This is a genomic window from Streptomyces sp. NPDC002896 (assembly GCF_040295225.1).
Lineage (GTDB): Bacteria > Actinomycetota > Actinomycetes > Streptomycetales > Streptomycetaceae > Streptomyces.
In genome coordinates this window covers 118,790-145,761 of the sequence record NZ_JBEOVA010000022.1, presented here as the reverse complement: position 1 = coordinate 145,761, position 26,972 = coordinate 118,790, and the positions used below count along the sequence as shown (strand labels likewise).

Below are 26,972 nucleotides of genomic sequence, written 5' to 3'. Positions count from 1 at the left end.
TCCTTGCCGCCGGAGAACAGGATCACCGGCCGCTCGAACTCGCCCGCCACCTCACGGAAGATGTGCACCGCCTCGGACTCCAGAGCGTCCAGGTGGCTCAGGGGGTACGGGCCGGCGCCCTCGGAGTTGTCGGCTGCCTCGTGGACAGTGGCCGCGGTCGTCATGCGAGACCCCTTTCGGTGAGCAGCGCGTACAGCGCGGCAGCGGAATCCTGCACGGTCTGGGTGTGCGACTCGATCCGCAGATCGGGCGTCTCGGGCTCCTCGTACGGGTCGTCGACCCCGGTGAGCCCCGAGAGCTCGCCGGCCGCCTGCTTGGCGTACAGCCCCTTCACGTCGCGCACGGAGCAGACCTCGACGGGCGTGGCGACGTGCACCTCGACGTACGGCGTGCCCTCGGTCTCGTGGCGCTTGCGCACCGCGTCGCGGCTGTCCGCGTAGGGGGCGATGACCGGAACCAGGGCCTTCACGCCGTTCGACGCGAGCAGTTCGGCGACGAAGCCGATGCGCTGCACGTTGGTGTGCCGGTCCTCGCGGCTGAAGCCGAGGCCCGCCGAGAGGAACTCGCGGATCTCGTCACCGTCCAGGACCTCCACGCGGTGGCCCTCGTCGCACAGCCGGCCCGCCAGCTCGTGCGCGATGGTGGTCTTGCCGGCGCTCGGCAGACCCGTGAGCCAGATGGTGGCCCCAGTCACGTGCTTCTCCTGCCCCTGGTCGTTCGTCTCGTTCGTCTGGTGCGCTGCGCCCGTCATTCGTGGAGCCCGCACTCGGTCTTGGCGCGGCCCGCCCAGCGGCCGGCGCGCGCGTCCTCGCCCTCCAGCACCCGGCGGGTGCAGGGCGCGCAGCCGACCGACGTGTAGCCGTCCATCAGCAGCGGGTTGGTGAGAACGCCGTGCTCGGCGACGTAGGCGTCTACGTCGTCCTGCGTCCAGCGCGCGATCGGCGAGATCTTGACCTTCTGCCGCTTCTCGTCCCAGCTGACGACCGGGGTGTTCGCCCGGGTAGGGGACTCGTCACGGCGCAGGCCCGTCGCCCACGCGTCGTACTTGGTCAGCCCCTCCTCCAGGGGCTTGACCTTGCGCAGGGCGCAGCACAGGTCGGGGTTGCGGTCGTGCAGCTTCGGGCCGTACTCGGCGTCCTGCTCGGCCACCGTCTGGCGCGGCGTGAGGGTGATGACGTTGACGTCCATCACGGCCTCGACCGCGTCCCGCGTGCCGATGGTCTCCGGGAAGTGGTAGCCGGTGTCGAGGAACACGACATCGACGCCGGGCATCGCGCGCGAGGCGAGGTGGGCGACCACCGCGTCCTCCATGGAGGAAGTCACGCAGAAGCGCTTCCCGAACGTCTCGGCGGCCCACTGGAGGATCTCGAGCGCGGAGGCGTCCTCGAGGTCGCGCCCGGCCTGCTCGGCGAGCGCCTTGAGATCCTCGGTCTTCTGCTCGTCTACCTGAATCGTCGTCATATCTCGTCCCCTCCACCGTCGGTGCGCTGAAGACCCCGGGCCAGCAGCCCGAGGAACTTCAACTGGAAGGCTCGATTGCATGTCGCGCATTCCCATGCGCCGTGTCCCTGCTCGCTCGGACGCAGGTCCTCGTCGCCGCAGTACGGGCAGTAGAAGGGAGCCGCGCGCTCGCTCATGACAGCGACTCCTCGCTGGCACGGGCCGCCCACGTGGCGAACCGCTCGCCGTCCTCGCGCTCCTCCTGGAAGCGCTTGAGGACGCGCTCGATGTAGTCCGGCAGCTCCTCGGAGGTGACCTTCAGGCCACGGACCTTGCGGCCGAACCCGGCCTCCAGGCCCAGCGCACCGCCCAGGTGCACCTGGAAGCCCTCGACCTGCTCGCCCTTGTCGTTCAGGACCAGCTGGCCCTTGAGACCGATGTCCGCGACCTGGATACGGGCGCAGGCGTTCGGGCAGCCGTTGAGGTTGATGGTGATCGGCTCGTCGAAGTCCGGGATGCGGCGCTCCAGCTCGTCGATCAGCGAGGCGCCACGGGCCTTGGTCTCGACGATCGCGAGCTTGCAGAACTCGATGCCGGTGCAGGCCATCGTGCCGCGCCGGAAGGGGGAGGGCTTGACGGTGAGGTCCAGCGCCTCCAGGCCCTCGACCAGCGACTCGACCTCCGACTCCTCCACGTCGAGCACGATCATCTTCTGCTCGACGGTCGTACGGAGACGGCCCGAGCCGTGTGCCTCGGCCAGCTCGGCGATCTTCGTGAGGGTCGTGCCGTCCACACGGCCGACGCGCGGCGCGAAACCGACGTAGAACCGGCCGTCCTGCTGCCGGTGCACACCGACGTGGTCGCGCCAGCGCTCGACGGGCTGGGCGGGTGCCGGGCCGTCGATCAGCTTGCGCTTGAGGTACTCGTCCTCCAGGACCTGGCGGAACTTCTCCACGCCCCAGTCGGCGAGCAGGAACTTCAGGCGGGCGCGGGTGCGCAGCCGGCGGTAGCCGTAGTCGCGGAAGATCGAGATGACACCCTCGTAGACGTCCGGGACCTCGTCCAGCGGGACCCAGGCGCCGAGGCGCTGGCCGATCTTGGGGTTGGTGGACAGGCCGCCGCCGACCCAGACGTCGAAGCCGGGGCCGTGCTCGGGGTGGTTCACGCCGACGAACGCGACGTCGTTGATCTCGTGCGCCACGTCGAGGAGCGGCGAACCGGAGATCGCGGACTTGAACTTACGCGGCAGGTTCGAGAAGTCCTTGTTGCCGATGATCCGGCGGTGGATCTCCTCGAGGGCGGGCGTGCCGTCGATGATCTCGTCGGCGGCGATACCGGCGACCGGGGAGCCGAGGATCACGCGGGGAGTGTCACCGCACGCCTCGGTCGTGGACAGCCCGACGGCCTCAAGGCGGTTCCAGATCTCGGGAACGTCCTCGATACGGATCCAGTGGTACTGGACGTTCTGCCGGTCCGTGATGTCGGCGGTGCCGCGCGCGAACTCCTGGGAGATCTCACCGATGACGCGCAGCTGCTCGGTGGTCAGCCGGCCGCCGTCGATGCGCACGCGCAGCATGAAGTACTCGTCGTCGAGCTCCTCCGGCTCGAGGATGGCGGTCTTGCCGCCGTCGATCCCGGGCTTGCGCTGGGTGTACAGCCCCCACCAGCGCATGCGGCCGCGCAGGTCGTTGGGGTCGATCGAGTCGAAGCCGGTCTTGGAGTAGATCGTCTCAATGCGTGTCCGCACATTGAGACCGTCGTCGTCCTTCTTGAACTGTTCGTTGCCGTTGAGCGGGGTGAAGTGGCCCACGGCCCACTGGCCCTCACCACGGTGACGGCTCGCCTTGCGGCGGGGCGCGGCGGAGGGATTCGGCGGGGTGGCGGCCATGGTTGTACGTCCTTCGGGACAGCGGGAAAGCGGCTCTGACCTGTGCGTATGAGGGCATGCTCGAGGTGCTCGAGACAGGCGCTTCGTTGCGTAGGAAGTCGTGAGACAAAGGCGATCGCGGCGTTGCTGGACTGTCAGCCCGCCGGACAGATCGCGCTGGACATGCGGCCGAGGTCGACGTGCCGCCGACTCACCAAGGCAATTCCAGCTCGAGACATGACGGAAGCGTGTCACGGGGATCTCCGGACAGTCCACCGTCATCCAAGATGTGGACACCCTGGTCTCGGAGAGTGAGACGAGGGTGTCGCCGGTCACATCGCGCTGCCCGCTGCCCGCTGCCCGCTGCGCTGTCCGGCTGCCGTCGCAGGCGGGCGGGGTGCGCAGGGTGTGCGCGGGCCGTCGGGCCTTGGGCTTCAGATGGCGTTGGCCCCCGGCCACGGGCCGGGCACCGGCACCTCGGCCTCCTCCTCGACCTTGGTCTCGAACAGAGTGAAGCCGCGTCGGAGGTAGTTGTCCATCGCGTGCTCGCCGTCCTTGCTGCAGGTGTGCAGCCACACCCGCTTGGTCGGCGCGCGACCCGGCCACCGCTCGGCCAGGTCCCAGGCGCGCGCGATGCCGTGGCTGAGCAGATGGCCGCCGAGCCGCCGGCCGCGGAACGCCGGGATCAGCCCGAAGTAGACGATCTCGACGACTCCCTCGTCCTGGGCTTCGAGCTCCACGTATCCGGCGGGGGTGCCCTTTTCGTACGCGACCCAGGTCTCCGTCCCCGGCCGGTTCAGGACGTCCTGCCACTGGGCGTACGTCAGGCCCAGCCGGTCCGTCCAGCGGATGTCCCCGCCGACCGCCGTGTAGAGGAACCTGCTGAACTCGGGCGAAGGCACCTCGGCCCGTACGATCCGGACGTCGCCCTCCGGTGCTGCCGAGGGCCGCAGATCGGACGGAGAGGTCTGCTCGAGGGACCACGTGGTCACAGTGATGCTCATGCGCGCCAGGGAACCATGTGGCCACCCCTCGTTCCAAAGCGGACGCGGCAGCGTCGTTAAGCACGGTTGACGGATGGAGGAAGTGTGGCGAACAGCACACGCCGTCAACACATGTGCGACGACCAGCGGTGGTCCGCCGTGTTCCTACGCCCCGAAATCCATTGGCCAAAGGTCGTCCGTCGAGGCCGGGGCAAAACCCTGATCCAGGGGAAAGCTCGGGCGTAGGGTGGTCCGCCTTGGGGAGAGATGTACCGCCTGTGGGAGTGGAGGGGGCAGGGCATGGTGGGCGAAGCCCGGATCCTCATGGTCGACGACCACGAGGACAACCTCTACGCACTGGAGAGCGCCCTCACACCGCTGGGCGTTCCAATGGAGCGGGCCACCAGCGGGGACGAGGCCCTCAAGGTGGTGCTGCGCGGCGGCATCGGGCTCGTCCTGCTGGACGTCGTGATGCCCGACGTCAGCGGCCTCGACGTCGTGCGCTACATGAGCCGCCTGGAGCAGACGCAGAACATCCCCGTCATCCTGCTCACCGGCCTCGGCCAGGACTCACAGCTCGTGACGGCGGCCCTGCAACTCGGCGTCGCCGACCTCGTCGTCAAGCCGGTCGATCCCTGGGCGCTCCGCATGAAGGCCCGCTATCTGTATGCGACGCACCAGCGGCTGAGGTCGCTGGAGCAGGAACTGGGGGCGGTGCGCGGGCGGGGCGGGAAGGGGCCGGGGCCGGGGATCGCGGCCGCAGCTGCGGATGCCGCCGGGTCCGGGGTTGCGGCAGTAACTGGGTCCGAGGCCGAGGCCGGGCCTGGGGCAGCGGCTGGGGTCGGAGCGCTGAGGCCGTAGCCCGCGGCGGTGGTCTGCCCGGGCGGAGCCGGGGCTGGGGCTGCAGCAGCGGCCGGGTCCAGGGCGCGGGTCGACGTTGGAGCGCCGACGCAATTGTGAGCAGGCGTTCCGCAGGGCGGAACGGGTGGGCACAACCCCACGACGGCGGGCACCGGAAAACGTTGGTGGCCCCACGATGCCGGGTGGGTCCGGGCGCCCGTCGGGCGCGCCACGACCGGCCCGACGGTCGGCGTCACGCCTCCCGCGCCCCCGCCGAGCGCCGACGCAACCCACGGCGGCAGCGAACTCGGGCGGGGTCGGATGAGGGCGGCTGGCACGGGCCAGGTCAGTGCCTGAACGGCGGATGCCGGACGGACGGCCTGCTCCCATCGTGGCCAAGCCGCGCCGGCCTTGCGGCATGGGCGACGGGCGCGCGCAGGCCCACCCGTCGAGGCGCCGCACACGGGCCGGAAGGGCGCCGCCCGGGTGGCGCCCTGCGCGGTCGAGCCGCTCGGGTGCCCGCCACTCGTCGGCGCCCCGAGCCGCCCGTCAGCGCGCCGTCTTCCGGGCGCCGCGTACCGCGGGGGCCACCGAGTGCGGCAGCAGGTGTGCCGGGTGGTCCGGCGTGATCACCTGCACGTCGACGTCCTCGCGGAAGCGGTACGGGCGGTGGGCGAGCAGAGGGCCCAGATAGCGGCGGACCCGCGACACCTCCGCGCGTACCGTCACCGTGCGCGCCGGATCGCCGAACATGTCCTCGGCCAGCCTGGCCGCGCTGCGCCCGCCCCGGCTTGTGGCCAGCAGATAGAGCAGCTCGGCGTGGCGCGGGCTCAGCTCGTGCGACCACGTGCCCGCGCCGCCCGACACCGTGACCGACCAGCGGCGGGCGTTGCTCACGTCCAGCACGACCCGGGTGACGCTCTCCGGCTCGGGACCCTCCACGGCCCGTACCAGCCAGCCGCCGGGCAACGGCTCCACCGTGCACGTACCGAGCGACGGAAGCCACGTGCGTTCGGCACCGAACGACCTGGGCAGCGCCAGCCGGCGTACCGGCGGCATCCCGGTCACCGCTGCCGTCCAGCCGTGTATGTCGACGGCGAGGGCACGGCCGGTCATCCGGGCCAGCATCGGGGCGGCGACCGAGCGGAGCCTGTCGAGCGACGACAGGTGCAGATTGCGCAGCTCGGCCTCGGCGAGCCGGGTCACCGACGTGACCAGCGCCAGTGTCGCCGGATGCATCGTGTCGAGCGGGCCGCTGATGTCGACGACCCCCAGGAGCCGGCCGTCCCGCGGGTCGGTGAGTGGTGCGCCGGTGCACGTCCAAGAGTGGTGCGTGCGTACGAAGTGCTCGGCCGAGAACACCTGTACGGGCCGGCGGGCGATGAGCGGCGTGCCGATCCCGTTCGTGCCGACGACGTCCTCCGTCCACTCCGCGCCGATCTCGAAACCGAACCCGTCGGCCTTCCGCAGCACCGAGGAGCTGCCCTCCCGCCACAGGACGCGTCCCTCGCCGTCGGTCACGACCATGATGTGCTGGGCCGCGTCGGCGACCGAGACGAGCCCTTCCCGCAGCACCGGCAGGACCTGCGCGAGCGGTGAGGACCGCCGGCGCTGCTCGATCTCCTCCACGGACAGCAGCCCCGTGCGGAAGTCGCGGTCGGGGTCGACACCGCTGTGAAGCATGCGGTCCCACGATTCCCCGATCACGGGACGCGGTCCCAGCGGCGGCTGCTGCCCGGAGAGAGTGGCGGCGCGTACGCCCTTGAGCAGACGCGTGGCCTGGGCCGCGTCCATCGCGGCAAGCCTGGCCATGTTGATCGTCGGAGTCGTCACCGGATCCTCCCCAAAGCCGCCGACGCCCGGGCACGGAGCGGGTTGTGAGCCCGCTGCACATCCTCCCCTCTCGGGCGCCCCGAAAGGGCGTCAGCGGGCGGATATGTTGCAACCTTCTGCAACTCTGGCGAACAGCCGCCCGGTGGCGGAAGCTTGGGCTGCTCCCGCACAGGGGGACATGGCTGCGAAGGGTGGTGCCGTGTCGGCGCAGCATCACCGTTCCTGAACACTGAGCAGCAGTCCTGTCACCGGGACTGCTGCTCAGTGGCCGTGCCTGAACGACCGGGGCCGTGCCCCGAACGGCCTGAACGACCGGGGCTGCGCACGCCGGCCCGGCGTCCGCCATTCCGCCATGCCGCCCCTCACCCCACCGGCCGCGCCCGCTCCACCACCGAGCCCAGGTCCAGGCTGTGCGGCAGCGTGCCGAAGGCCGTGCCCCAGTCGCCGCCCAGGCGTGAGGCGCAGAACGTGTCGGCGACCGCAGGTGGTGCGTACCGCACCAGCAGCGAGCCCTGCAGCACCAGCGCCATGCGCTCCACCAGCCGCCGGGCCCGGGCCTCGATGCCGTCCAGGTCGGCGAGTTCGGTCAGAAGGTCCTTGATGGCTGCGTCCAGGCGATGGTCCGCGCCGCGGGTCTGGCCCACCTCCTGCAGGAAGGCGTTCAGCGCCTGCGGCTCGCGCTGCAGCGCCCGCAGGACGTCCAGGGCCTGTACGTTCCCCGAGCCCTCCCAGATGGAGTTGAGCGGCGACTCGCGCAGCAGCCGGGGCATGCCGGACTCCTCCACGTACCCGTTGCCGCCCAGGCACTCCAGCGCCTCGGCGGCGACCGGCGTGCAGCGCTTCGTCACCCAGTACTTGGCTGCCGGCACCGCGAGCCGCAGGAACGCGCGCTCCTGCTCGCCCCCGTCGTCGTACGCCGCGGCCAGCCGCATCCCGAGCGTGGTCGCGGCCTCCGACTCCAGCGCCAGATCGGCCAGAACGTTGCGCATCAGCGGCTTGTCGATCAGCTTGCCGCCGAAGGCCTCGCGGTAGGTGCAGTGGTGCACAGCCTGCGCGACGGCCTGGCGCATGATCGCGGCCGCGCCGAGCACGCAGTCGAGGCGCGTGGCCGCGACCATCTCGATGATCGTGCGCACCCCGCGCCCCTCGTCACCGACCCGCTGCGCCCACGTCCCGTCGAACTCGACCTCGCTCGACGCGTTCGAGCGGTTGCCCAGCTTGTCCTTGAGCCGCTGGATAGCGAACGGGTTGCGCGTCCCGTCCTCCAGGACGCGCGGCACCAGGAAACACGTCAGGCCCTCGGGCGCCTGCGCCAGCACCAGGAAGCCGTCCGACATCGGGGCGGAACAGAACCATTTGTGCCCCGTGAGCACATACTCGCCGTCCGCGGCCAGCGGCTGCGCGGCCGTCGTGTTGGCCCGTACGTCGCTGCCGCCCTGCTTCTCCGTCATCCCCATGCCGAAGAGCACGCCGGCCTTCTGCGCGGCCGGCCGCAGCCCCTCGTCGTAGACGAGCGAGGTCAGCCGTGGTTCCCACTCGGCCGCCAGCTTCGGCTCGGTGCGCAGGGCGGGCACCGCCGCGTGCGTCATCGACAGCGGGCAGCCGTGCCCCGCCTCGACCTGCGACCACACCACGAACCCGGCCGCCCGCCGCACATGCCCGGCCGGCCGCGTCCAGGCGGCGGTCAGCCCCGCCGAGACGCCCTTGGCGAGCAGCCGGTGCCAGGACGGATGGAACTCGACCTCGTCGATGCGATGCCCGTACCGGTCGTGGGTGCGCAGCTTCGGCGGGTTCTCGTTGGCGAGCGCTCCCCACTCCTGGGCCTGCGCGGAGCCCGCGGTCCGGCCGAGCCCCGACAGGTCCTCGCGCACCTCGTCGAGGAGCCCCGGATCGACGTGCCGATCGACCGCCTCGACCAGGGCCCGGTCGACCGCAAAGACGTCATATCCGACCAGGGGCGGAGCCTGGTTGGTCACTGTGTGAGTGGTGGCTGCCATATCGATACGGTAAGGAGGTGCACCAGGCAAAAGAAACACCTGAACGGCCGTCCGGCCGTCTACACCGCGCCCGCGCTCTGTACCGGAACGTGTCCAAGCGCAGGACGGCCTGGCTGCTGATCAAGCACACCGTCGACTCGTGCATGGAGTACCGGGTCCTCGGTCTCGCGGCGGAAGCGGCGTTCTTCACGCTGTTGTCCGTACCGCCGCTGCTGCTGAGCATGATCGGACTGCTCGGCTACGTCGACGACTGGACGGGCGCCGACACCATCGCCAGCCTGCAGACCAATCTGCTGGAGGCGTCCCGCACCGTCCTGTCCGACAAGGGCGTGAACGAGATCGCCCGGCCGATCCTCGAGGACGTGATGCGCGGAGGCCGCCCGGACGTCATCTCGATCGGGTTCCTCTTCGCCCTGTGGTCGGGCTCGCGCGCGGTGAACGTCTTCATCGACACGATCACCGTGATGTACGGCCTCGACGGGGTCCGCGGCATCGTCAAGACACGGCTGCTGGCGTTCCTGCTCTTCATAGTCGCGCTGCTGATCGGCTCGGTGGCGCTGCCGCTGATGGTGGCCGGGCCCGATGCGGTGCTCAAGCTCCTGCCGGTGTCCACGTCGGTCGTGCAGATCCTGTACTGGCCGGTCGTGATCGTCCTGTCGATCGTGTTTCTGACGACGCTGTACCACGTGTCCGTGCCGGTGCGCTCGCCCTGGGTGGAGGACACCCCGGGGGCGCTGGTGGCACTCGGAATGTGGGTGCTGGGCAGCTTCCTGCTGCGCATCTACCTGACGAACACGGTGGAAGGGCCCACCACCATCTACGCCTCGCTCGCCGCGCCCGTCGCCGTGCTGCTGTGGATCGGGGTCTCCGCGTTCGCGGTGCTGGTCGGGGCCGCGGTCAATGCCGCCATCGACCGGGTGTGGCCGTCGGTGGCGACGGCGGCGGCACGTGCTGCCAACGAGCGGATGCGGGAGGCGCAGGCCGCCGACTACGTGGCCCGCGCACAGGCGCGGCACACACACGACGAGGACCCGGACGACCTGGGCATGCCCTCCGAGTTCCCCGAGCGCTGGTCGAAGTTCCTGCCACCGGACGATGTGACGTCACGGCTGCGGACCCATGCGAAGGCGCACACGAAGTCACACGCGAAGCCGCACGCGAAGTCGCAGGCCAACGGGCAGGCGGTGCCGGACGCGACGACGCAGGCGAAGCCGGGGGCGGAGCCGGAAGCGAAGAAGAACGGCGAAGCGCCGCGGGGGCGGGAGCCCGGAGGGCGCTGAGGCGGGTGCGAGCCGCAGGGCACTCGCGAGGGCACTGCCGTGGTGCGCCCACGCCGCGTAGCCTGAGGGGCCGTGGAGGCATCTGCGCGGTACCGGGAGCGGCCGTCCCGGCTGGACGGGGCCGTCGTGTGGGCCCACAGCGCGGTGGCCGCTCCTCACAGCCCCAGTCCGGTGCTCCCCGACGGCTGCATGGACCTGCTGTGGACGGAGGGCAGGCTGCTCGTCGCCGGTCCGGACACGCGCGCGTACCGCTCGGAGGGCGGCCACGAGGGTGCCCGGTACGTGGGCGTCCGTTTCTACCCGGGCACCGCGCCCGCGCTGCTCGGCGTGCCCGCCGACGAGGTGCGCGACCAGCGGGTGGACCTCGATGACCTGTGGCCGTCCGCCGAAGTCCGTCGGCTCACCGAGCGCATCGATGCCGCCCGCGACCCCGTGTCCGCCCTGGAGGATGTGGCCCTGGCCCGCGCGGCCGACGCGGAGCCGACCGATCCGTTGCTGCTGCACGTCGTCCGGTCGCTGAACGCGGGCCGTTCCGTCGCGGCGACCGCCGCGGCCGTGGGCCTGGGCGCCCGCACCCTGCACCGCCGCTCGCTGGCCGCGTTCGGCTACGGCCCCAAGACGCTGGCCCGTGTGCTGCGGCTGCAGCGCGCCCTGAAGCTGGCCTGGAACGGGGTGCCGTACGCCGAGACGGCCGCGCGGGCGGGGTACGCGGACCAGGCTCATCTGGCACGTGAGGTACGAGGGTTGGCGGGAGCGACGTTGGGGGAGCTCGTCGGTCGGCCCTAGGGCACGGCGGGTCGGGGGTTCTGCGTCGAGGACGTGGGAAGCCGGTGGATCAGTCGGCCGCGGGCAGTGGCGCGAACAGGTCGACGCCGTTGCCGTCCGGGTCCTGTACGACCGCGTACCGCTGGCCCCAGAAGGCGTCCCAGGGCTTGAGTTCGCCGTGGTACCCGGCAGCGACGAGTTCGTCGTAGACGGCGTCGACATCGCCCGGTCCGTCGCACCGGAACGCGAGCCCGATCCGGCCTCCTCCGGGTGCCGGCCGCCAGTCGGGGTGGAAGGAGCGGATGGTCTCCTCTGTGTCGAGTGCCAGCCGCAGGCCGCCCGGCAGCGCGGCCTCGACGTGCGGCTGGTCCTCGGCGCCCTCGGGGAAGTCGAGCCCGAGGCGCCGGTAGAAGGCGAGAGAGGCGGCCATGTCGGAGACGACGAGGCCGACCAGATCGAATCGTGGAGTCATGCGGGCAGCGTAGGCAGCCGGGAGGCGGCAGGTCTTGAAGGAATCGGACACGGCCGCCCCCGAACCCCTCCACGTCAAGCCGAAGCCGCAGCCGCCTCCTCGGCAGTGACCCTGGGACGCACGGTCGCGGACCTCAGGCGTGCGGCCATCGCCGGGTCGGACGGGCGGCGGGTGTGCCAGTCGGTGAGTGACTGGTAGGCGGCCGCGACCTCGAGCAGGCGGTCCTCCTCGTACGGCTGGCCGCCCAGGATCGCGCCGACGGGCACGCCGTCGTCGTCGAAGCCGATGGGGAAGCCGATCTCGGGGAGGCCCAGGATGTCGAACGGCACGGGCCCGGTCTGCAGCAGTACGTCGCAACCGTCGTCACCGAAGGTGCCGTCGAGGACCTCTCGCAGCAGGTGGTTCTTGGCGCGCTGCCCGGTGATCCACTCGTCGCCGGAGAGCATCAGGCCCTGCAGCCAACTCAGGAGAGAGACGCCGAACTTGGTCGGATCGGTGCGCAGCCAGTGCCGGAACGGTTCCGTCCGCTCGGCCAGCCGGGCGGCGTTGAACGTGCCGGTCAGCAGCGCCCAGTCGGTCGGATAGGTGACGTTCACGAGCGTCACGCCCGGGGTCGCGTCCAGTGTGTCCAGGAATGCGCCGCGCAGTTTCTTCTGTGAGCTCAGGAAGTCCGTGGGTACGCCGATCCGGGTGGCCCGGCGCATGCGCACCGCGCCGCCGCGCGAGACGACGGGGGTCGCGGCCCGGACGAGGTCGGGCACGTCCGGCAGCCCGAGCGTGCGCGGGTCCCGCGCGTCCGGTCCGGCCATGACCTGGAGCATGATCGCCGCATCCATGGCGTCCCGGGCCAGGGGCCCCGAGTGGTCGCGTGTGAACGACAGCGGTATCACGCCGTGCACCGAGACGCGTCCCATCGTGGGCTTCAGACCGGTCAGGTTCTGCTGGTTGGACGGCAGCACGATGGAGCCGCCCGTCTGGGTGCCGATGGACGACGAGGCCAGGCGCGCGGCCACGGCGCACGCAGGACCGGTCGACGAGCCGCCCGGGTCGACGGCCGGGTCATCCGGAGTCCACGCGTTGACGGTCGTGACCGTGCCGTTCGGCTTCGTGGCCCGCGTGGTGGCGAGCGGCCCCATCTGGCCCTTGCCCAGCACGATCCCGCCGGCGGCCGTCAGCCGCGCCACGGCCGCGGCGTCCTCGTCCGGCACGAAGTCCTCGAAGATGTACGAGTTGCAGCGGGTCGGTACGCCGTTCGTGAAGTAGTTGTCCTTGATGCACAGGGGGATGCCGCTGAGCACACCCCCCGGCCCCTCGCCGCGGTCGGCTCTCCGCGCCGCCGCCAGCGCGGCATCGCCGGTCACCTCCGCGTACGCCTGGTACGTGGCGTCGTACCGCTCGATCCGCTCCAGATACGCCTGCACCAGATCGGTGGCCGACAGTTTGCCGCGCCGCATGAGCACGACCGCCTCGGCGAGCGTCGCTTCGGACGGGTCGTCCAGCGCGGCCTGTCGCACGTCGACGCGGATGTCGCGGGGGTCGATGGCCGAGGGCTGCTCAGTTGTCCGAGTCCCCGCCGAGGCCGCTTGGCCGGCCGGGGCCGTCTGCGCCTGGGACGCCTGCGCCGAGGTCGCCGGAAGAGCGACGCCGCTCGCGACCGCAGCAGCCGAACTCGCAAGGAACACCCGCCTGTTGAGAGCGCGACTCATCACTCGCCCGCCTTCCCGGTCCATGCCTCCGTGATGGACGGGTACAGCAGCGGTGGCGAGGCCTGCTGCGCGTACTCGGGAGTCCGCCCGGCCGGGGACCATCCGGCGATGGTCCCGGGCGTGGACGCGACGAACGACCGCAGCGAGGCGAGCACCTGACTCCGGGTCGGGACTCCGGTCTCCGGGTCGGCCTGCTCCGGAAGCAGCGTCAGATCGAATCCGGCCAGCGCGAGTCTGGTCCGTATGTACGCGTCGAGCTGCTCCTGCGTGGGCGGTTGTAGCTCACTCAAGCGGACCTCCATGATCGGCGTACGGGTACGTATTCGAGTACGGGTACGGGTACGGATATGTGTGCGGGACACGGGGACTTCATCACCGGCCCGTGAAGGCGTCGTTGAGCCCGTGATTCACAGGAGTTACAGGGCGCGCGCGGTATCCGGCAGTTGAGGGCCGACCGCCTCGGTCCTCTCGCGCTGGCCGTCGCGATGGCGCGCTGCCGCTGCGGTCCTGAGGTGCCCCGCGGCTACCGGGCGGCCGCCCGGCCGGGCACGGGTGCGGTCGAGATCGCCGGCCAGATGGTAACCGACCACCTGCTGCGCGTTCCGCTGCACCGCCTGGCCGACTCGCGGACGGGCGCCGAGCCCTCGACGTCGCCCATCGGCACCCCGCCCGCAGCCCCCACATGCGTGTACGAATTCGCCTGGCCCTCCAACGTCGCCGGCCTCGGCGCCTGCCACGCACGTGGTCCGGTTCGCCGTGACCGGCGATCCGGGATGGCCCGCCTGGGACGCGAGCCATCCGGTACGGGTCTTCGGGGCAGTCCCGGACGTCGCGCGACCACAGGGCGCCGACGCCGCGTGACCCCTCGGCGCCGACGTCCTCCACGGCCCCCGTGACCGCGAAATCGCCCTGTGGAGCGCGGTGGCCGGCAGAGCCGCCAGGGCCCCCGATATCGCCGGAATGACGAAGAATCCCAGGACAGCCGGTAGGGGCACGGCCGTCGTTGCTTGCCGAAGGCGGGGAAGGCGAGCCCTCCGTACGATGACGGTGTCCGCCGGGCGGTCAGGCCGGTGGGCGCGACGGTCACCGATCTCACCGGAACGAGGATCATGAGCAGCAGTACGCACTACGACGTCGTCGTCCTCGGCGCGGGCCCCGGCGGCTACACCGCCGCCGTCCGCAGCGCCCAGCTCGGCCTGCGCACCGCGGTCGTGGAGGAGAAGTACTGGGGCGGTGTCTGCCTGAACGTGGGCTGCATCCCCTCCAAGGCCCTGTTGCGCAACGCCGAGTTGGCGCACATCTTCACCCACGAACAGAAGACCTTCGGCATCCGGGTGGACGGCCAGGTCAGCTTCGACTACGGGGAGGCCTACCGGCGCAGCCGCACCGTGGCGGACGGCCGCGTCAAGGGCGTCCACTACCTGATGAAGAAGAACGGCATCACGGAGTACGACGGCCGCGGCACGTTCACCGACGCCCGCACCCTGCAGGTGGCGCTGTCCTCCGGCGGCACCGAGACCGTCACCTTCGACCACTGCATCATCGCGGCGGGCACCGAGACCCGGCTGCTGCCCGGCACCCGGCTTTCCGACCGCGTGGTGACGTACGAGGAGCAGATCCTCACCGAATCGCTTCCCGCGTCGATCATCATCGCGGGCGCGGGTGCGATCGGCGTCGAGTTCGCTTACGTTCTGCACAACTACGGGGTGCGGGTCACGATCGTCGAGTTCCTCGACCGGATGGTGCCGACCGAGGACGCCGACATCTCCAAGGAGCTCGCCAAGCACTACCGCAAGCTCGGCATCGAGGTCCTCACCTCGACCCGCGTCGACGCAATCGACGACAGCGACCCGAACGCGAAGGTGCGCGTCACCGTCACCGGCAAGGACGGCGCCCAGAAGATCCTCGAGGCCGACAAGGTCCTGCAGGCGATCGGCTTCGCGCCGCGCGTCAACGGGTACGGCCTGGAGAACACCGGCGTACAGCTGACCGACCGCGGCGCGATCGGCGTGGACGGGCGCGGCCGGACGAACGTCCCGCACATCTTCGCGATCGGCGACGTCACCGCGAAGCTGATGCTCGCGCACGCCGCCGAGGCCATGGCCGTCATCGCCGCCGAGACCATCGCGGACGCGGAGACGATGGAGGTCGACTTCACGATGATCCCGCGGGCCACCTACTGCCAGCCGCAGATCGCCAGCTTCGGCTGGACCGAGGCGCAGGCCCGCGAGCAGGGCTACGACGTGAAGGTCGCCAAGTTCCCGTTCACGGCCAACGGCAAGGCCCACGGCCTCGGCGACCCGGTCGGCTTCGTCAAGGTGATCAGCGACAACAAATACGGCGAGCTACTCGGCGCCCACCTCATCGGGCCCGAAGTCACCGAGCTGCTCCCCGAGCTGACGCTCGCCCAGCAGTGGGATCTGACGGTCCACGAGGTGGGCCGCAACGTGCACGCGCACCCGACGCTGGGGGAGGCCGTGAAGGAGGCGATCCACGGACTCGCCGGGCACATGATCAATATGTGACCGGCTACCGGGCCCTGCTGGGGGCTTTGCCCCCAGCACCCCTCAGGTCCCGCACCGAGTCGCGGACCACTACATGCGTGCCCAGCAGGAGATGTTCGTACGGCCCGTCCGGGTCGCTGCCGAGGGCGGTGCGTACGGCGAGGCGGCCCAGTTCCTCGTACGGGACGTGCACCGTGGTGAGGGCCGGGTGCAGGTCCCGGGCGAAGGGGATGTCGTCGTACCCGGCCAGCGACACGTCGCCCGGCACGTCGAGGCCGGCCTCGTGCAGGGCCGTCAGCGCGCCCGCCGCCACCATGTCGGTGGTGGCGAAGACGGCCGTGAACTCCAGCCCGTCCGCGAGGGCCTGGCGCGTGCGGCGGTAGCCGGAGTCGCGCGTGAAGTCGCCGGGCAGGAGGAGCGCGGGGTCGGGGTCGAGGCCCAGGGTGCGGTGGGCCTCCGCGTAACCGCGCGCGCGGCCCTCCGACGTGGAGTGGCCCGGCTTGCCGGCGAGCAGCAGGATGCGGCGGTGGCCCCGGGCGAGGAGATGGGCGCACACGGCCTGGGCGCCGCCCTCGTTGTCGTACTCGATGACGGTGACGGGCGCCGCGTGCCCGAGCGGCGGGCGCCCGCACAGCACGAGCCGGGAGCCGACCGACCGCAGGGACTCGGCGATACGGGTCATGCTCTCCTGGTACTCGGCGGTGTCGGCCGCGCCACCGACCAGGATCACCGCGGCGGCCCGCTGCGCCCGCATCATCTCGACGAACGCGAGCTGCTGTTCGGTGTCGCCTTCGGTGCTGCACACCAGGCAGAGGTGGCCGAGGCGGGTGGCCTCGCGCTCCACACCGTGCGCCATGAGCGCGAACGACGGGCCCGTGATGTCGTCCAGGACGAACGCCAGGGTCGGGGTGCCGGCTCCGGCGACGGCCTTGGCGCGTGCGTCGGCCACGTAGTCGAGGTCTCGCACGGCGCGCATCACCCGGCTGCGGGTGGCCGCGCTCACCGGGTAGTCGCCGGCGAGCACGCGGGACACCGTGGACGCGGAGACCCCGGCCCGGGCAGCGACGTCCCGGATGGTGTGCCGGCCCTGTGTGTGGGCGTTTCTCCTGGTCATGGCCCGGCTGACGTCTCCCTTTTCACACGGCGAGAACCATCACGATGGCGGCCTCGACAGGATGGGCAACCGGTTCCCGAAACGGAGGCTAGCAGCGTGGGCTCCCGCGGACGAGGGGTGCGGGACCTCGAAAGTTTTACCGGCGTACCGAGTGTGTTGCGCTGGATGCCCAGCGGTACGCGTCCAGCGCAACCGGTTGCTGCTGTGTTGACGGCGGTCGTCGCTGAGACCGCCCGGAGCGCGAGTGCGGGCGCTCCGGGCGGGGCGGCGTCGTCAAGGCGGAGAAGCCGGAGCCGCGGTCAATGTGCCTGCCGGGCTTCAGGTGTCTGTCGGGCTCCAGGTGTCTGTCGGGCTTAAGGTGCCTGTCGGCTTCAGGAGCTTCCGGGCTTGGCGTACTCGCCGAAGCCCGTCCAGTCGACGGCGACGAAGGGCTCGTCGCCGACCACCCACGCGTCGTGGCCCGGCTCGATGGTGAACAGGTCGCCCGGGCCCGCCTCGGCGCTGTCGCCGTCGTCCATGACGATGTTCATCCGGCCGCTCACGACATAGCCGGTGTGGGTGGCCTGGCAACTGTCGGTCCCGACAAGGGGCTTGATGTGCTTGGACCACTGCCAGCCTGGCTCGAACACTCCGCGGCCGACCAGACCGCGATCCGTGCTCACCAGGTCGACCCTGCCCTTGCCTTCCTCGAAGGGGCGGGTCTCGTCCGGGGAGTCGAAGTTCTTGCAGACGATTCCGGCCATGATCGATACGCCTCCCGGTGCCTGAGAGAGCGTCCCCGAGTCCACTTCCAGACTACGTCGGGGGGCGTGGCCCACGGCCTGCCGTCGGGCTGCTCGCCGCAGCCTCGGACCCGTCGGCAGAGGCGAGAGGCCGGGCCGGCTACAGCGAGTGCGCCTCCGGCCGCCGCCCGCCGATCGCGTCCGCGAGAGCGGTGATCGCGTCGGGGCCCACCCGGCAGCAGCCCCCGATGAGGCGGGCGCCGGCCCCCTGCCAGCCCGTCACCTGCTCGGTGGTGAAGGTCGAACGGCCCGTCCAGGCCCGCGCCTCGGCGTCCCAGGCCTCGCCGCTGTTGGGGTAGACGACGACCGGCTTCCCGGTGACCCGTGCGGCGGTCTCGACCGCGTGGTCCACATCGTCCGGGGCGCAGCAGTTCACGCCGACCGCGATGATCTCGTCCGCGTCGGCGGCGAGCGCGAACGCCTCCTCGAGCGGCTGACCTGCCCGCGTCCGGTCCCCGGCGACGCTGTACGACAGCCACGCCGGTACGCCGAGCCCTCGCACCGCCCGCAGCAGCGCCCGCGCCTCGTCGGCGTCCGGCACGGTCTCCAGCGCCAGGACGTCGGGCCCCGCCGCGGCCAGCACCTCGAGCCGGGGCCGGTGGAAGCGCTCCAGCTCGTCCACGGTCAGCCCGTACCGCCCCCGGTACTCCGAGCCGTCCGCCAGCATCGCGCCGTACGGGCCGACGGACGCGGCCACCCACAGCTGCCGTCCGACGCCCCCGGCCTGCGCGCGCCGGGCGGCCTCGCGGCCCAGTTCGACGCTGAGCGCCAGCAGTTCGGCGGCCCGCTCCTGTCCGATGCCGCGCCGCGCGAACCCCTCGAACGTCGCCTGGTAGCTGGACGTGATCGCCACGTCGGCGCCCGCCTCGAAGTAGCCGAGGTGCGCCTCGACGATCGCCTCGGGGGCCTCGGCCAGCAGCCGCGCCGACCACAGTTCGTCGCTGAGGTCGTGGCCCGCGGACTCCAGCTGGTTGGACATGCCGCCGTCGAGCACGACGGTCCCGGCGGCGAGGGCTTCGGCGAGGGTGGTGTTGCTGGTCATGCGATTGACGGTAGTCGAGCCGGAGCAGGAATCCACACCGCATTGTGTCCACTACATGAACAGATCGCCCACCATGTGGAATGTCGGGATACGATCACGCCCCTCCCCGTCCCCGCTCATCCCCATGGAACAGCCATGACCGCCACCAGTCGCGCCGAGGCTGCCGAGCCCGGCGAGCCTTCCGAGGCCGCAGAGGCCGTCGAGGCTTCCGAGTCCAAGGCGAACCCGGCCGCCGCCCCGCGCCGCCGTACCTTCGGCCTGGCCGCCGCCACCGCCCTCGTGATGGGCAACATCATCGGCGGCGGCATCTTCGCGCTGCCCGCCACCGTCGCCCCGTACGGCACGGTCAGCCTGCTCGCCTTCGTGGTGCTGTCGATAGCCGCCGTGCTGCTCGCCCTGCTCTTCGGCAAGCTGGCCCGGCGCAGCCCGGTCACCGGCGGCCTGTACGTGTACCCGCGCGACGCGTTCGGCCCGTTCGCGGGGTTCCTGTCGGCATGGTCGTACTGGACGATGTGCTGGGTCAGCATCGCGGCGCTCGCCACCGCGGTCGTCGGCTACGTCGACGTCCTGATCCCCCTGCACGGCAACCACGCCCTCGAAGCGGTCGTCGCCCTCGCGGCGCTGTGGCTGCCGGCCGCCGCGAACTTCGCCGGGACCCGGTGGGTCGGCGCGGTCCAGGTGGTCTCCACGATCCTGAAGTTCGTCCCGCTCCTCCTGGTCGCCACCATCGGCCTGTTCTTCGTCGATGCCGACAACTTCGGCCCGTTTAACGCCTCCGGCGACAGCGCGCCCGGCGCGGTCGCCGCCGCGGCCGCCCTGCTCCTCTACAGCTTCCTCGGCGTCGAGTCGGCCGCGGTCAGCGCCGGCGAGGTGGACGACCCCGAGCGCACGGTGGGCCGCGCGAGCGTCCTCGGCACCCTCGGCTCCGCCCTCGTCTACATCCTCGGCACCGTCGCCGTCTTCGGCCTGGTGCCGCACGACAAGCTGGTGAAGTCCGGCGCCCCCTTCGCCGACGCCGTGAACGCGATCACCGGCGGCTCCTGGGGCGGCACCGCGATCGCGCTGGTCGCCGTCGCCTCGATCACCGGCTGCCTCAACGGCTGGATCCTCCTGGCCGCGCAGATGCCGTACGCGGCCGCCCGCGACGGACTCTTCCCGGCTTCGTTCGCCCGCGTCGGCAAGGGCGGGGTGCCCGGCTTCGGCGTGTGGGCGGTGGCGGTGCTCGGCACGGTCCTCATCGCTCTCAACTACACGGCGGGCCCGGACACCACGTTCCGCGTGCTCGTCCTGATCACGACGTTCACCGGCTGCGTCCCGTACCTCCTGTCGGCCGCGGCCCAGCTGTACTGGCTCGCCCAGGGCACTCGCGAACGCGTCCGCCCCGCCGGCCTCGTCCGCGACCTCATCGTCGCCGCGCTCTCCTTCGCCTTCTCCTTCTGGCTGATCGCGGGCGCGGGCTATGCGGCCGTCTACCAGGGCGTGTTGTTCCTGTTCGCCGGAATTCCCGTGTACGTGTGGCTGCGCGGGCGGCAGCAGGACGACGCGGCGGTCTGATCTTTGCCGGTTCCTCAGGGAGCTCCCAGGTCCACCACAGCCCGGACTTATGGCCCGTTGCTGAACTCCCCGTACTGATCGTCAACCACGATGCGCGTGCGGCTCCGCCGTACGCAACGGAGGAGCTCGTATGTCTGCAACCTCGTCCCGTTTCGGGAAGCACAGAAGGAAAGTCCCTGTCGCCCTCGCCTTTGTCGCCGCAGGATCACTGCTGTTGACGGGCTGCGGCTCGGACTCCGGTTCCGCGAGCTCGGGTTCCGGCGCGCAGGGGACGCAGTCGTCGAACTGCCCGAGTGGGGGCCCCGGAGGTCAGCAGCCTTCCGGTGCGCCCAGCGGAGCGCCCTCCGGGATGCCGTCGGGAGCGCCCTCCGGCCAGCCTTCAGGAGCGCCTTCCGGTCAGCCGTCGGGCGCGCCGAGCGGTGCGCCGTCCGGGATGCCGTCCGGCGGTCCGGGTGGCGGCGCCGGCGGCGGGTGCGGTGGGGGACCGGGCGGCGGCCAGGGTGGTCAACAGCAGGGCTGACGCGGCAGAGCCGGCGGAGAGCGGCTGACGCAGCAGAGGACGGGTCAGACGAGTCTGACGCAGCCGCGGGCGGCGCCCGGTCACAGCACCGGAGCGCCGCCCGCTCCGCCCTTACTCACCGTGCAGCCGCGTGCCGCCCGCCCCGCCTCTGCGCGCGCCTGCGCCGGGCAGCCGGGAACACAAGTCCTGCCAGCAGCAGGGGGATCAGCGCCAGCGGCCACCACGCGCGCGTACTGTCGCTGTCGTCCTGCGTGGGCCGAGTTGCCAGCGAGGCGTCGCCGGAGCGTGCCGCGGCGGACGGCGTGGCGGAGGCGGTGGCCTTGGCCTTGGACTTGGTGAGGACGATGTCGTTGCCGTCGCCGCCCCGGTAGCTGATGCGGTACTTGGTGCCCGCGACCTTCACGGTGGCGCCTTCCCGGAGCCCGGTGAAGGTGCCGGTGGTCTTCGAGTCGCCGGTGTGGGAGAGCAGGGTGATCTTGCCGGCCGGCTTCTCTCCCGCGCCCTCTCCGGCACTCTGCCCGGCCGTGACGTCCAGCTTCCCGGCCAGCCTGACCCCGCCGCCCACCTTGAGGGGCTTCCCTCCCGTACGCACGGTCAGTTCGCCGTCGGCGTGCTGCGTGTAGTCGCCGGTGATCGTCAGCGCCCCTTCGACCCGGCCCTCATTGGTCACCGAGCCCGCCACGGTGCCCTTTCCGGTGAGGGAACGGCCGACGCGCAGCCCGCCCCCCGCCGCCTTCCGCACATCCAGGCGCGCCCCGGAAGCGGTCAGCCGGATCGCCTTGCTGCGCGCCAGCGTGGTGTTCCCCGTGAGAGCGAGGGTGCCCTTCGTGACGGTCGTCGTGCCGGTGTACGTCACGTCGCCGCTCAGCGTCGTCGTGGCGGCGCCGGACTGGGTGAACGAACCGCTGCCGCTGATACGCGAAAGCGATATCCCCGTCGAGGTGTTGCGCACCACGAGCGCCCCGTCGTCGACGATCCGGCGGCGCTCCGTGCCGGTCATCAGCGAGCCGTCGCCGCCCTGCTTGCCCGAGCCGAGGTGCAGTACCGCCCGCTTCTCGATCGTCGTGGACCCGTCGTAGTACTGCTTGGCGGCGAAGGTGACGTCGTTGCCGCTGATGCCTTTGATGACGATGTCCCCGGCGCCGGGCGCGGACAGCGTGTCGTGGAACCGGCCGCCGCCGATGGGCGCGCCGAGCGTCACGGGCCCGTTGTAGGCGAAGGTGAGCGTCGAGCGGGACCGGGCCGCCAGCAGGTTGATGTAGACGGTGTCCGCGGTGCCCGGCATGAAGATCTTGTTCGTGGTGCCGTCGCCCCACTGCACGTTGGCGCCTTTGATATTGGTGCCGCGCTTGTTGCGGTCGTGCGGGATCTTCCGCCAGTTGATGGAAGGGTCGCTCAGCGAGGGGTTGGTGTCCCCGCCGCTGTCGGAGTAGCTGTACTGGCCATTGAGGATGACCTTGCTGCCGGGCCGGGACTGGACGTTGATGTCGCTGCCGTACTCCCGCTGGTAGAAGTCCATCGGCATGGTGATCGTCTGGCCGAGCGGGGTGTCGACGGTCCAGGTGCCCTGGTTGAGGACCTTGCGGACGTTCGGCAGGGACACCGGGAACTCGGGTTTGCCGGCGTTCAGTCCGGTGCCGTTGTCGATGACCCCCGAAAACGGGTGGGTGCCCGATAGGTCCCAGTTGCCCCACAGGAACCGCGGCTGCGTGATGAGCCCCGACCCGCTGATGGTCCCGAGGTTGTAGCTGCTCTTCAGCGACAGCCGGAGCGTGCCGTCGACGCGGACGTTGAGCTGGTTCAGCTTGTAGCCGGGCGTGTTGTACGGGAAGTGGCCGATCAGCCCCGCGGTGCCGCCGTTGCCGTACTGGAGGGTTGCGCCGCGCTCGACGGTGATCGCGGGCGGGTCCGGGTTGCCGACAACGGTGTACGGGTGGTTGCCGCCCAGGGTGCCGACCTTCTGCCGCTGCCTCGCCTTCGGCAGCGAGAAATCGCTGTCCTTGGTCAGCACCAGAGTCCCGGTCCCGCGCACGGTGAGCGTCCCCTCGCCCCGGAACGCACCGTCGTACGTGGTGGTCCCGGCCGGCACGGTCACCACCGCGTCGCCGTCGAGCGTCACATCGCGATCGGCAAGCACGGCCGCCGTGACGTCCTGTGCCCCCGCGGGCGCCGCCATCGCGTACGGTGCCGTGCCCACCATGTTCGTCGTGACGACGATCGCCGCCAGGGCCCCTACTCCTGCTGCCGCCTTACGGGCATTGCTGTTCACACCCGGGGAGACGGAGCCGCGCCGCACCGATAACAGAAATCGGCGAAAAGAATCTGCACAGCATCGTCGCTTCTGACCCGTTGACCTCCCGTTAACGCACGCTTACCGTTTCGGCGTTCGGTATGACAGATGCGGTTCGTAATCTCGAACCAATGGTGTGAGGAGACGCGCGCAATGGAGCGCAACGTGCTGGGCAAGGCCGCCTGGCGACTGCTGCCTTTCCTGGGGCTGCTGTATGTGATCGCATACATCGACCGCTCGAACGTCGGCTTCGCGAAACTGGAGCTTCAGGCCGAACTCGGCGTCAGCGCCACCGCGTTCACGCTGGGACAGGTCTTCTTCTTCACCGCGTACGCCCTCTTCGAGGTGCCCAGCAACCTCATGCTGCACCGCGTCGGCGCCCACCGGTGGATCGCGCGCATCCTCGTCACCTGGGGCCTCGTCACGGTCGCCACCACGCTGGTGCACACCACCTGGCAGTTCTACCTGGCGCGCTTCGCGCTCGGCGCGGCCGAAGCCGGGTTCTTCCCCGGGGTGCTCTACTACCTGTCCCGCTGGTTCCCCGGCAGCCACCGCGGCCGCGCCATCGGCGTGTTCATGCTCGCCGCCCCGGCGTCGTTCATCATCGGCAATCCGCTCATGGGCGCGCTGATGGACCTCGACGGGACGTGGGGTCTCGACGGCTGGCAGTGGGTGTTCCTCGCCACGGGCATCCCCGCCGTGCTGGTCGCCCCGCTCGTCCTGGCCCTGCTGCCCGCCGGACCGGAGCAGGCGCGCTGGCTGGCCCCGGACGAGAAGCAGTGGCTGACCGACGTGCTCGCCGCCGACCAGGCGGAGGCGGGTGCGCAGCCGCACCACACGCTCGCGGTGCTCCGAGACCGCCGCGTCCTGACAGCGGCGGTGTTCTTCCTGGCCTTCCCGCTCTCCACCTACGGGCTGTCGTTCTGGCTGCCGACCATCATCGACGGCTTCGGCGACCTCACGGCTACTCAGGTCGGCTTCGTCTCCGCCATCCCGTACGTGTGCGTCGCCGTCGGCCTGGTCGTGGTGCCGCGCCTCGTGGCCCGCCGCGACACCCCGTACCTGTGGATCGCCGCGATGCTCGCCCTGACCATCGCCGGGTTCACCATCGCGGCGCTCTTCGGCTCGCCCGCCGTCCAGATGCTCGGCCTGTGCGCGGCCGCCGTCGGCGGCTACGCCGCGCAGCCCGCCTTCTGGGCGCTCATCCCGCGCTTCCTCACCGGCGCGGCCGCGGCCGCCGGCATCGCCGCCGTCAACGCCGTCGGCAACCTCGGCGGCGGATTCGGGCCGCTCGGCATCGCGGCGGTCGTCGACTCCACCGGCAGCGCACTCACCGGCCTGATGTTCCTGCTCGCGGTCGCGGTCCTGGGGCTTCTCGCCGTCCCGCTGCTGCGCCGCGCGCTGACCCCTCGTGCTTCCGTTCCGACCCGTCCCCATCCGGAAAGGCAGACCGCATGAGCCGCAGCGAAGTCCCCGGTCGCAGACCGGTGCCGGAGGGAGACGTGGCCGCGGGCGCCCTCACCGCCGTGCCCGCCGCCTCCCCGCCGGCCGGCGCCGCAAGCGCCCCCTACGTCAACCCCCTCGTCCCCAACCGCGCCGACCCCCACATCCACCGGCACACCGACGGCTACTACTACTTCACCGCCACCGCCCCCGAGTACGACCGGATCATCCTGCGCCGCTCCCGCACCCTGAGCGGCCTGGCCGACGCCCCGGAATCGGTGATCTGGAAGCAGCACGCCACCGGCGACATGGGCGCGCACATCTGGGCGCCCGAGATCCACCACATCGACGGCAAGTGGTACATCTACTTCGCCGCCGCGCCCGCGGACGACGAATGGAAGATCCGTATCTGGGTCCTGGAGAACGCCGCCGCCGACCCCCTCGAGGGCAGCTGGACGGAGAAGGGGCAGATCACCACCGCCTGGGACACCTTCTCGCTCGACGCCACCACCTTCGCGCTTCCCCAAGCTCTCAACTCCGTTCGAGCAGGGGAGACCCCAACCGGCACCCGCTATCTCGCCTGGGCGCAGTACGAGCCCGGCATGGACAACAACACGGGCGTCTTCCTCTCCGCGATGGCGAACCCGTGGACGCTGACCGGCCCACAGATCCGGCTGACGACCCCCGAGTACGACTGGGAGTGCGTCGGATACAAGGTCAACGAGGGCCCGTCCGTCATCCAGCGGAACGGCCGCGTGTTCATGTCGTACTCGGCGTCCGCCACCGACCACCACTACTGCCTCGGCCTGCTCACCGCCGACGCCGACAGCGACCTGATGGACCCGGCCTCCTGGACCAAGTCGCCGACCCCGGTTTTCACCAGCAACGACGCGACGCAGCAGTACGGGCCGGGCCACAACTCCTTCACGGTCGCCGAGGACGGCCGCACCGACGTCCTCGTCTACCACGCCCGCCAGTACAAGGAGATCATCGGCGACCCGCTGAACGACCCCAACCGCCACACCCGGATCCAGCGGCTGGGCTGGAACGCGGACGGCACCCCGGACTTCGGCACCCCGGTCCCGGACGCCCCGCTGAAGGAGCGTGCCTGATGTCCCGCATACGGTCTGTCGTACTCGCCCTCTGCCTCGCCCTTTCAGGAATGTTCATGAGCGCCACTGCCGCACAGGCCGCTCCCGTCACTCTCACCAACGCCACCCAGTTCACCGGCACCGCCGGCGCCCCCGTGCAGGCACACGGCGGCGGGGTCATCAAGGTGGGTGCGTACTACTACTGGTTCGGTGAGAACCGCAACGCCGACAACACCTTCCGGTACGTCTCCGCGTACCGCTCGAAGGACCTCAAGAACTGGGAGTTCCGCCACCACGTCCTCACCCAGGCCACCGACCCTGAGCTCGCCAGCGCCAACATCGAGCGGCCCAAGGTCATCTACAACGAGCGGACGAAGCAGTTCGTGATGTGGATGCACAAGGAGAGCGCGACCGACTACGGCCAGGCGCGGGCCGCCGTGGCGGTCTCGTCGACGGTCGACGGCGACTACACCTGGAAGGGCAGCTTCCGCCCGTTCGACCAGTACATGTCCCGTGACATCACGCTCTTCAAGGACCGGGACGGCACGGCGTACATGGTGTCGGCCGCCCGCGAGAACTACGACCTGCACATCTACCGTCTCACCGACGACTACCTGAACGTGGCCGAGCTGGTCGCCAACCCCTGGCCCGGCGGCCACCGCGAGGCCCCGGCCCTCTTCAGGCGCGGCAACGTGTACTTCATGCTGACGTCGGGCGCCACCGGCTGGAGCCCCAACCAGCAGAAATACGCCACCGCCACCTCGCTCGCCGGTCCCTGGAGCGCGATGCAGAACATCGGCGACTCGACGGCGTACGGCTCCCAGACCGCGTACGTCCTGCCGGTGCAGGGAGACGCCACCACGTCGTACCTCTACATGGGCGACCGCTGGGGCAACTCCTTCGGCAAGACGGTCAACGACTCCCGGTACGTCTGGCTGCCGCTGAACTTCCCCACCGCCACCACCATGACCATGGACTGGTATCCGGAGCTCACGGTCGACACGGAGGCGGGCACGGTCACCGGGCATGGCGGCCCGTACGAGACCCTGACCGCCCGGCACAGTGGCAAGTGCGCCGACATTCCCGGGCAGTCGATCCTGGAAGGCGTCGCGCTCACGCAGTACACCTGCAACGGCGGCGGCAACCAGAAGTTCTGGTTCAAGGACGCGGGCAACGGCTACGTCCAGCTGATGGCCCGGCACAGCTCGCTGTGCCTGACCGAGAGCGCGTCCGGCGTGACGCAGGAGACGTGCTCCGGCGCCCCTGAGCAGCAGTGGAAGGTGACCGAGACGGCCGACGGGTACATCACGCTGACCGCCCGCGCGAGCGGCGAGTGCCTGGATGTCTCCGACTGGTCGACCGCCAACTCCGCCAAGGTCATCACGTACGCCTGCTCGGGCGGGGCGAACCAGCAGTGGACGCGGGGCAGCTGACACCGCCCCGCGCCCC

At 70.9% G+C, this 26,972-nt stretch carries 23 protein-coding genes and 2 pseudogenes; 9 read left to right on the top strand and 16 right to left on the bottom strand.

All coding sequences use genetic code 11. From position 1 onward, the window contains the following. The 7 genes and pseudogenes from ABT009_RS32620 to ABT009_RS32590 all read right to left on the bottom strand — a co-directional run. A pseudogene (locus ABT009_RS32620) lies at positions 1–164 on the bottom strand (sulfate adenylyltransferase subunit CysD); the annotation flags it as partial. Then, the gene (cysC, locus tag ABT009_RS32615; RefSeq protein ID WP_351303154.1) at positions 161–751 is read right to left on the bottom strand and encodes an adenylyl-sulfate kinase; all 591 of its coding nucleotides are present in this window, start codon (positions 749–751) and stop codon (positions 161–163) included. The pseudogene ABT009_RS32620 and the gene cysC, both read right to left, overlap by 4 nt. Further along, on the bottom strand, positions 748–1,461 hold the full coding sequence (locus ABT009_RS32610) for a phosphoadenylyl-sulfate reductase (RefSeq protein ID WP_351303152.1): 714 nt from the start codon (positions 1,459–1,461) through the stop codon (positions 748–750). The genes cysC and ABT009_RS32610 overlap by 4 nt, the downstream gene beginning before the upstream one ends. Further along, a complete protein-coding gene (locus tag ABT009_RS32605) occupies positions 1,458–1,637 on the bottom strand; it encodes a hypothetical protein (protein ID WP_351303149.1) in 180 nt (59 codons plus the stop codon). Before ABT009_RS32605 ends, ABT009_RS32610 begins: the two co-directional genes overlap by 4 nt. Then, a complete protein-coding gene (locus ABT009_RS32600; protein ID WP_351303146.1) occupies positions 1,634–3,328 on the bottom strand; it encodes a nitrite/sulfite reductase in 1,695 nt (564 codons plus the stop codon). Before ABT009_RS32600 ends, ABT009_RS32605 begins: the two co-directional genes overlap by 4 nt. 134 nt (positions 3,329–3,462) lie before the next feature. Further along, positions 3,463–3,546, bottom strand: coding sequence for a putative leader peptide (locus tag ABT009_RS32595; protein WP_309471194.1), 84 nt, complete (start codon positions 3,544–3,546; stop codon positions 3,463–3,465). A gap of 195 nt (positions 3,547–3,741) precedes the next feature. Further along, entirely contained in the window at positions 3,742–4,311 is a 570-nt protein-coding gene (locus tag ABT009_RS32590; RefSeq protein WP_351303143.1) for a GNAT family N-acetyltransferase, read from the bottom strand. A 279-nt stretch (positions 4,312–4,590) separates the two neighbouring features. On the opposite strand from ABT009_RS32590, the gene ABT009_RS32585 reads away from it, so the two are divergent. Next, a complete protein-coding gene (locus ABT009_RS32585; protein WP_351303140.1) occupies positions 4,591–5,151 on the top strand; it encodes a response regulator in 561 nt (186 codons plus the stop codon). 528 nt (positions 5,152–5,679) lie between these two features. Here ABT009_RS32585 and ABT009_RS32580 read toward each other — a convergent pair. Both ABT009_RS32580 and ABT009_RS32575 read right to left on the bottom strand, forming a co-directional pair. Further along, positions 5,680–6,942: a GAF domain-containing protein gene (locus ABT009_RS32580; RefSeq protein WP_351303174.1), complete on the bottom strand. Its 1,263-nt coding sequence runs from the start codon at positions 6,940–6,942 to the stop codon at positions 5,680–5,682. Between the two features lie 383 nt (positions 6,943–7,325). Next, on the bottom strand, positions 7,326–8,960 hold the full coding sequence (locus ABT009_RS32575; RefSeq protein WP_351303137.1) for an acyl-CoA dehydrogenase family protein: 1,635 nt from the start codon (positions 8,958–8,960) through the stop codon (positions 7,326–7,328). A 17-nt stretch (positions 8,961–8,977) separates the two neighbouring features. Between ABT009_RS32575 and ABT009_RS32570 the strand changes: the two genes are divergently transcribed. Both ABT009_RS32570 and ABT009_RS32565 read left to right on the top strand, forming a co-directional pair. Continuing rightward, a complete protein-coding gene (locus ABT009_RS32570; protein ID WP_351303134.1) occupies positions 8,978–10,240 on the top strand; it encodes a YihY/virulence factor BrkB family protein in 1,263 nt (420 codons plus the stop codon). Positions 10,241–10,312: 72 nt separating this feature from the next. Beyond that, the gene (locus ABT009_RS32565; RefSeq protein ID WP_351303131.1) at positions 10,313–11,026 is read left to right on the top strand and encodes a DUF6597 domain-containing transcriptional factor; all 714 of its coding nucleotides are present in this window, start codon (positions 10,313–10,315) and stop codon (positions 11,024–11,026) included. A gap of 49 nt (positions 11,027–11,075) precedes the next feature. Here ABT009_RS32565 and ABT009_RS32560 read toward each other — a convergent pair whose 3' ends face one another. The 3 genes from ABT009_RS32560 to ABT009_RS32550 all read right to left on the bottom strand — a co-directional run bounded on the left by ABT009_RS32560 (position 11,076) and on the right by ABT009_RS32550 (position 13,473). After that, entirely contained in the window at positions 11,076–11,477 is a 402-nt protein-coding gene (locus ABT009_RS32560) for a VOC family protein (RefSeq protein ID WP_351303129.1), read from the bottom strand. Positions 11,478–11,551: 74 nt separating this feature from the next. Beyond that, complete coding sequence (locus tag ABT009_RS32555) at positions 11,552–13,183, bottom strand: amidase (RefSeq protein WP_351303126.1); 1,632 nt, start codon at positions 13,181–13,183, stop codon at positions 11,552–11,554. Further along, complete coding sequence (locus ABT009_RS32550; RefSeq protein ID WP_351303123.1) at positions 13,183–13,473, bottom strand: hypothetical protein; 291 nt, start codon at positions 13,471–13,473, stop codon at positions 13,183–13,185. Before ABT009_RS32550 ends, ABT009_RS32555 begins: the two co-directional genes overlap by 1 nt. 111 nt (positions 13,474–13,584) lie before the next feature. Here ABT009_RS32550 and ABT009_RS32545 point away from each other — a divergent pair. Then, positions 13,585–13,999: pseudogene (locus ABT009_RS32545) on the top strand (carboxylesterase/lipase family protein); the annotation flags it as partial. Between the two features lie 293 nt (positions 14,000–14,292). Next, on the top strand, positions 14,293–15,708 hold the full coding sequence (lpdA, locus tag ABT009_RS32540; protein WP_351303120.1) for a dihydrolipoyl dehydrogenase: 1,416 nt from the start codon (positions 14,293–14,295) through the stop codon (positions 15,706–15,708). Between the two features lie 4 nt (positions 15,709–15,712). Here the strand turns inward: lpdA and ABT009_RS32535 are convergent, their stop codons facing one another. The 3 genes from ABT009_RS32535 to mmuM all read right to left on the bottom strand — a co-directional run bounded on the left by ABT009_RS32535 (position 15,713) and on the right by mmuM (position 18,625). Continuing rightward, positions 15,713–16,801, bottom strand: a complete 1,089-nt coding sequence (locus ABT009_RS32535; RefSeq protein ID WP_351303117.1) for a LacI family DNA-binding transcriptional regulator — start codon at positions 16,799–16,801, stop codon at positions 15,713–15,715. A gap of 371 nt (positions 16,802–17,172) precedes the next feature. Then, on the bottom strand, positions 17,173–17,544 hold the full coding sequence (locus ABT009_RS32530; protein ID WP_351303114.1) for a cupin domain-containing protein: 372 nt from the start codon (positions 17,542–17,544) through the stop codon (positions 17,173–17,175). A gap of 139 nt (positions 17,545–17,683) precedes the next feature. Next, positions 17,684–18,625 carry a homocysteine S-methyltransferase gene (gene mmuM / locus ABT009_RS32525; RefSeq protein WP_351303111.1) on the bottom strand — a complete coding sequence of 314 codons (942 nt, stop codon included), beginning with the start codon at positions 18,623–18,625 and terminating at the stop codon, positions 17,684–17,686. 135 nt (positions 18,626–18,760) lie between these two features. On the opposite strand from mmuM, the gene ABT009_RS32520 reads away from it, so the two are divergent. Further along, a complete protein-coding gene (locus tag ABT009_RS32520) occupies positions 18,761–20,179 on the top strand; it encodes an amino acid permease (RefSeq protein ID WP_351303108.1) in 1,419 nt (472 codons plus the stop codon). Positions 20,180–20,814: 635 nt separating this feature from the next. Here ABT009_RS32520 and ABT009_RS32515 read toward each other — a convergent pair. Continuing rightward, complete coding sequence (locus ABT009_RS32515; RefSeq protein ID WP_351303105.1) at positions 20,815–22,968, bottom strand: autotransporter; 2,154 nt, start codon at positions 22,966–22,968, stop codon at positions 20,815–20,817. Positions 22,969–23,142: 174 nt separating this feature from the next. Here ABT009_RS32515 and ABT009_RS32510 point away from each other — a divergent pair, with 174 nt between their 5' ends. From ABT009_RS32510 to ABT009_RS32500, 3 genes are read left to right on the top strand one after another with little or no spacing between them, the layout of a single operon-like run. Then, positions 23,143–24,447, top strand: a complete 1,305-nt coding sequence (locus ABT009_RS32510; protein ID WP_351303102.1) for an MFS transporter — start codon at positions 23,143–23,145, stop codon at positions 24,445–24,447. Next, positions 24,444–25,544 carry a glycoside hydrolase family 43 protein gene (locus tag ABT009_RS32505; RefSeq protein ID WP_351303099.1) on the top strand — a complete coding sequence of 367 codons (1,101 nt, stop codon included), beginning with the start codon at positions 24,444–24,446 and terminating at the stop codon, positions 25,542–25,544. The genes ABT009_RS32510 and ABT009_RS32505 overlap by 4 nt, the downstream gene beginning before the upstream one ends. Before the next feature lie 56 nt (positions 25,545–25,600). Then, the gene (locus ABT009_RS32500; RefSeq protein WP_502990007.1) at positions 25,601–26,956 is read left to right on the top strand and encodes an RICIN domain-containing protein; all 1,356 of its coding nucleotides are present in this window, start codon (positions 25,601–25,603) and stop codon (positions 26,954–26,956) included. Positions 26,957–26,972 lie beyond the last annotated feature (16 nt).

Bases quoted from the DNA above. Each gene is read 5' to 3' on its own strand.
- cysC (WP_351303154.1), bottom strand. From the start codon at position 751: ATGACGGGCGCAGCGCACCAGACGAACGAGACGAACGACCAGGGGCAG.
- ABT009_RS32610 (WP_351303152.1), bottom strand. From the start codon at position 1,461: ATGACGACGATTCAGGTAGACGAGCAGAAGACCGAGGATCTCAAGGCG.
- ABT009_RS32605 (WP_351303149.1), bottom strand. From the start codon at position 1,637: ATGAGCGAGCGCGCGGCTCCCTTCTACTGCCCGTACTGCGGCGACGAG.
- ABT009_RS32600 (WP_351303146.1), bottom strand. From the start codon at position 3,328: ATGGCCGCCACCCCGCCGAATCCCTCCGCCGCGCCCCGCCGCAAGGCG.
- ABT009_RS32595 (WP_309471194.1), bottom strand. From the start codon at position 3,546: ATGTCTCGAGCTGGAATTGCCTTGGTGAGTCGGCGGCACGTCGACCTC.
- ABT009_RS32590 (WP_351303143.1), bottom strand. From the start codon at position 4,311: ATGAGCATCACTGTGACCACGTGGTCCCTCGAGCAGACCTCTCCGTCC.
- ABT009_RS32585 (WP_351303140.1), top strand. From the start codon at position 4,591: ATGGTGGGCGAAGCCCGGATCCTCATGGTCGACGACCACGAGGACAAC.
- ABT009_RS32580 (WP_351303174.1), bottom strand. From the start codon at position 6,942: ATGGCCAGGCTTGCCGCGATGGACGCGGCCCAGGCCACGCGTCTGCTC.
- ABT009_RS32575 (WP_351303137.1), bottom strand. From the start codon at position 8,960: ATGGCAGCCACCACTCACACAGTGACCAACCAGGCTCCGCCCCTGGTC.
- ABT009_RS32560 (WP_351303129.1), bottom strand. From the start codon at position 11,477: ATGACTCCACGATTCGATCTGGTCGGCCTCGTCGTCTCCGACATGGCC.
- ABT009_RS32555 (WP_351303126.1), bottom strand. From the start codon at position 13,183: ATGAGTCGCGCTCTCAACAGGCGGGTGTTCCTTGCGAGTTCGGCTGCT.
- lpdA (WP_351303120.1), top strand. From the start codon at position 14,293: ATGAGCAGCAGTACGCACTACGACGTCGTCGTCCTCGGCGCGGGCCCC.
- ABT009_RS32535 (WP_351303117.1), bottom strand. From the start codon at position 16,801: ATGACCAGGAGAAACGCCCACACACAGGGCCGGCACACCATCCGGGAC.
- ABT009_RS32530 (WP_351303114.1), bottom strand. From the start codon at position 17,544: ATGGCCGGAATCGTCTGCAAGAACTTCGACTCCCCGGACGAGACCCGC.
- mmuM (WP_351303111.1), bottom strand. From the start codon at position 18,625: ATGACCAGCAACACCACCCTCGCCGAAGCCCTCGCCGCCGGGACCGTC.
- ABT009_RS32520 (WP_351303108.1), top strand. From the start codon at position 18,761: ATGACCGCCACCAGTCGCGCCGAGGCTGCCGAGCCCGGCGAGCCTTCC.
- ABT009_RS32510 (WP_351303102.1), top strand. From the start codon at position 23,143: ATGGAGCGCAACGTGCTGGGCAAGGCCGCCTGGCGACTGCTGCCTTTC.
- ABT009_RS32505 (WP_351303099.1), top strand. From the start codon at position 24,444: ATGAGCCGCAGCGAAGTCCCCGGTCGCAGACCGGTGCCGGAGGGAGAC.
- ABT009_RS32500 (WP_502990007.1), top strand. From the start codon at position 25,601: ATGAGCGCCACTGCCGCACAGGCCGCTCCCGTCACTCTCACCAACGCC.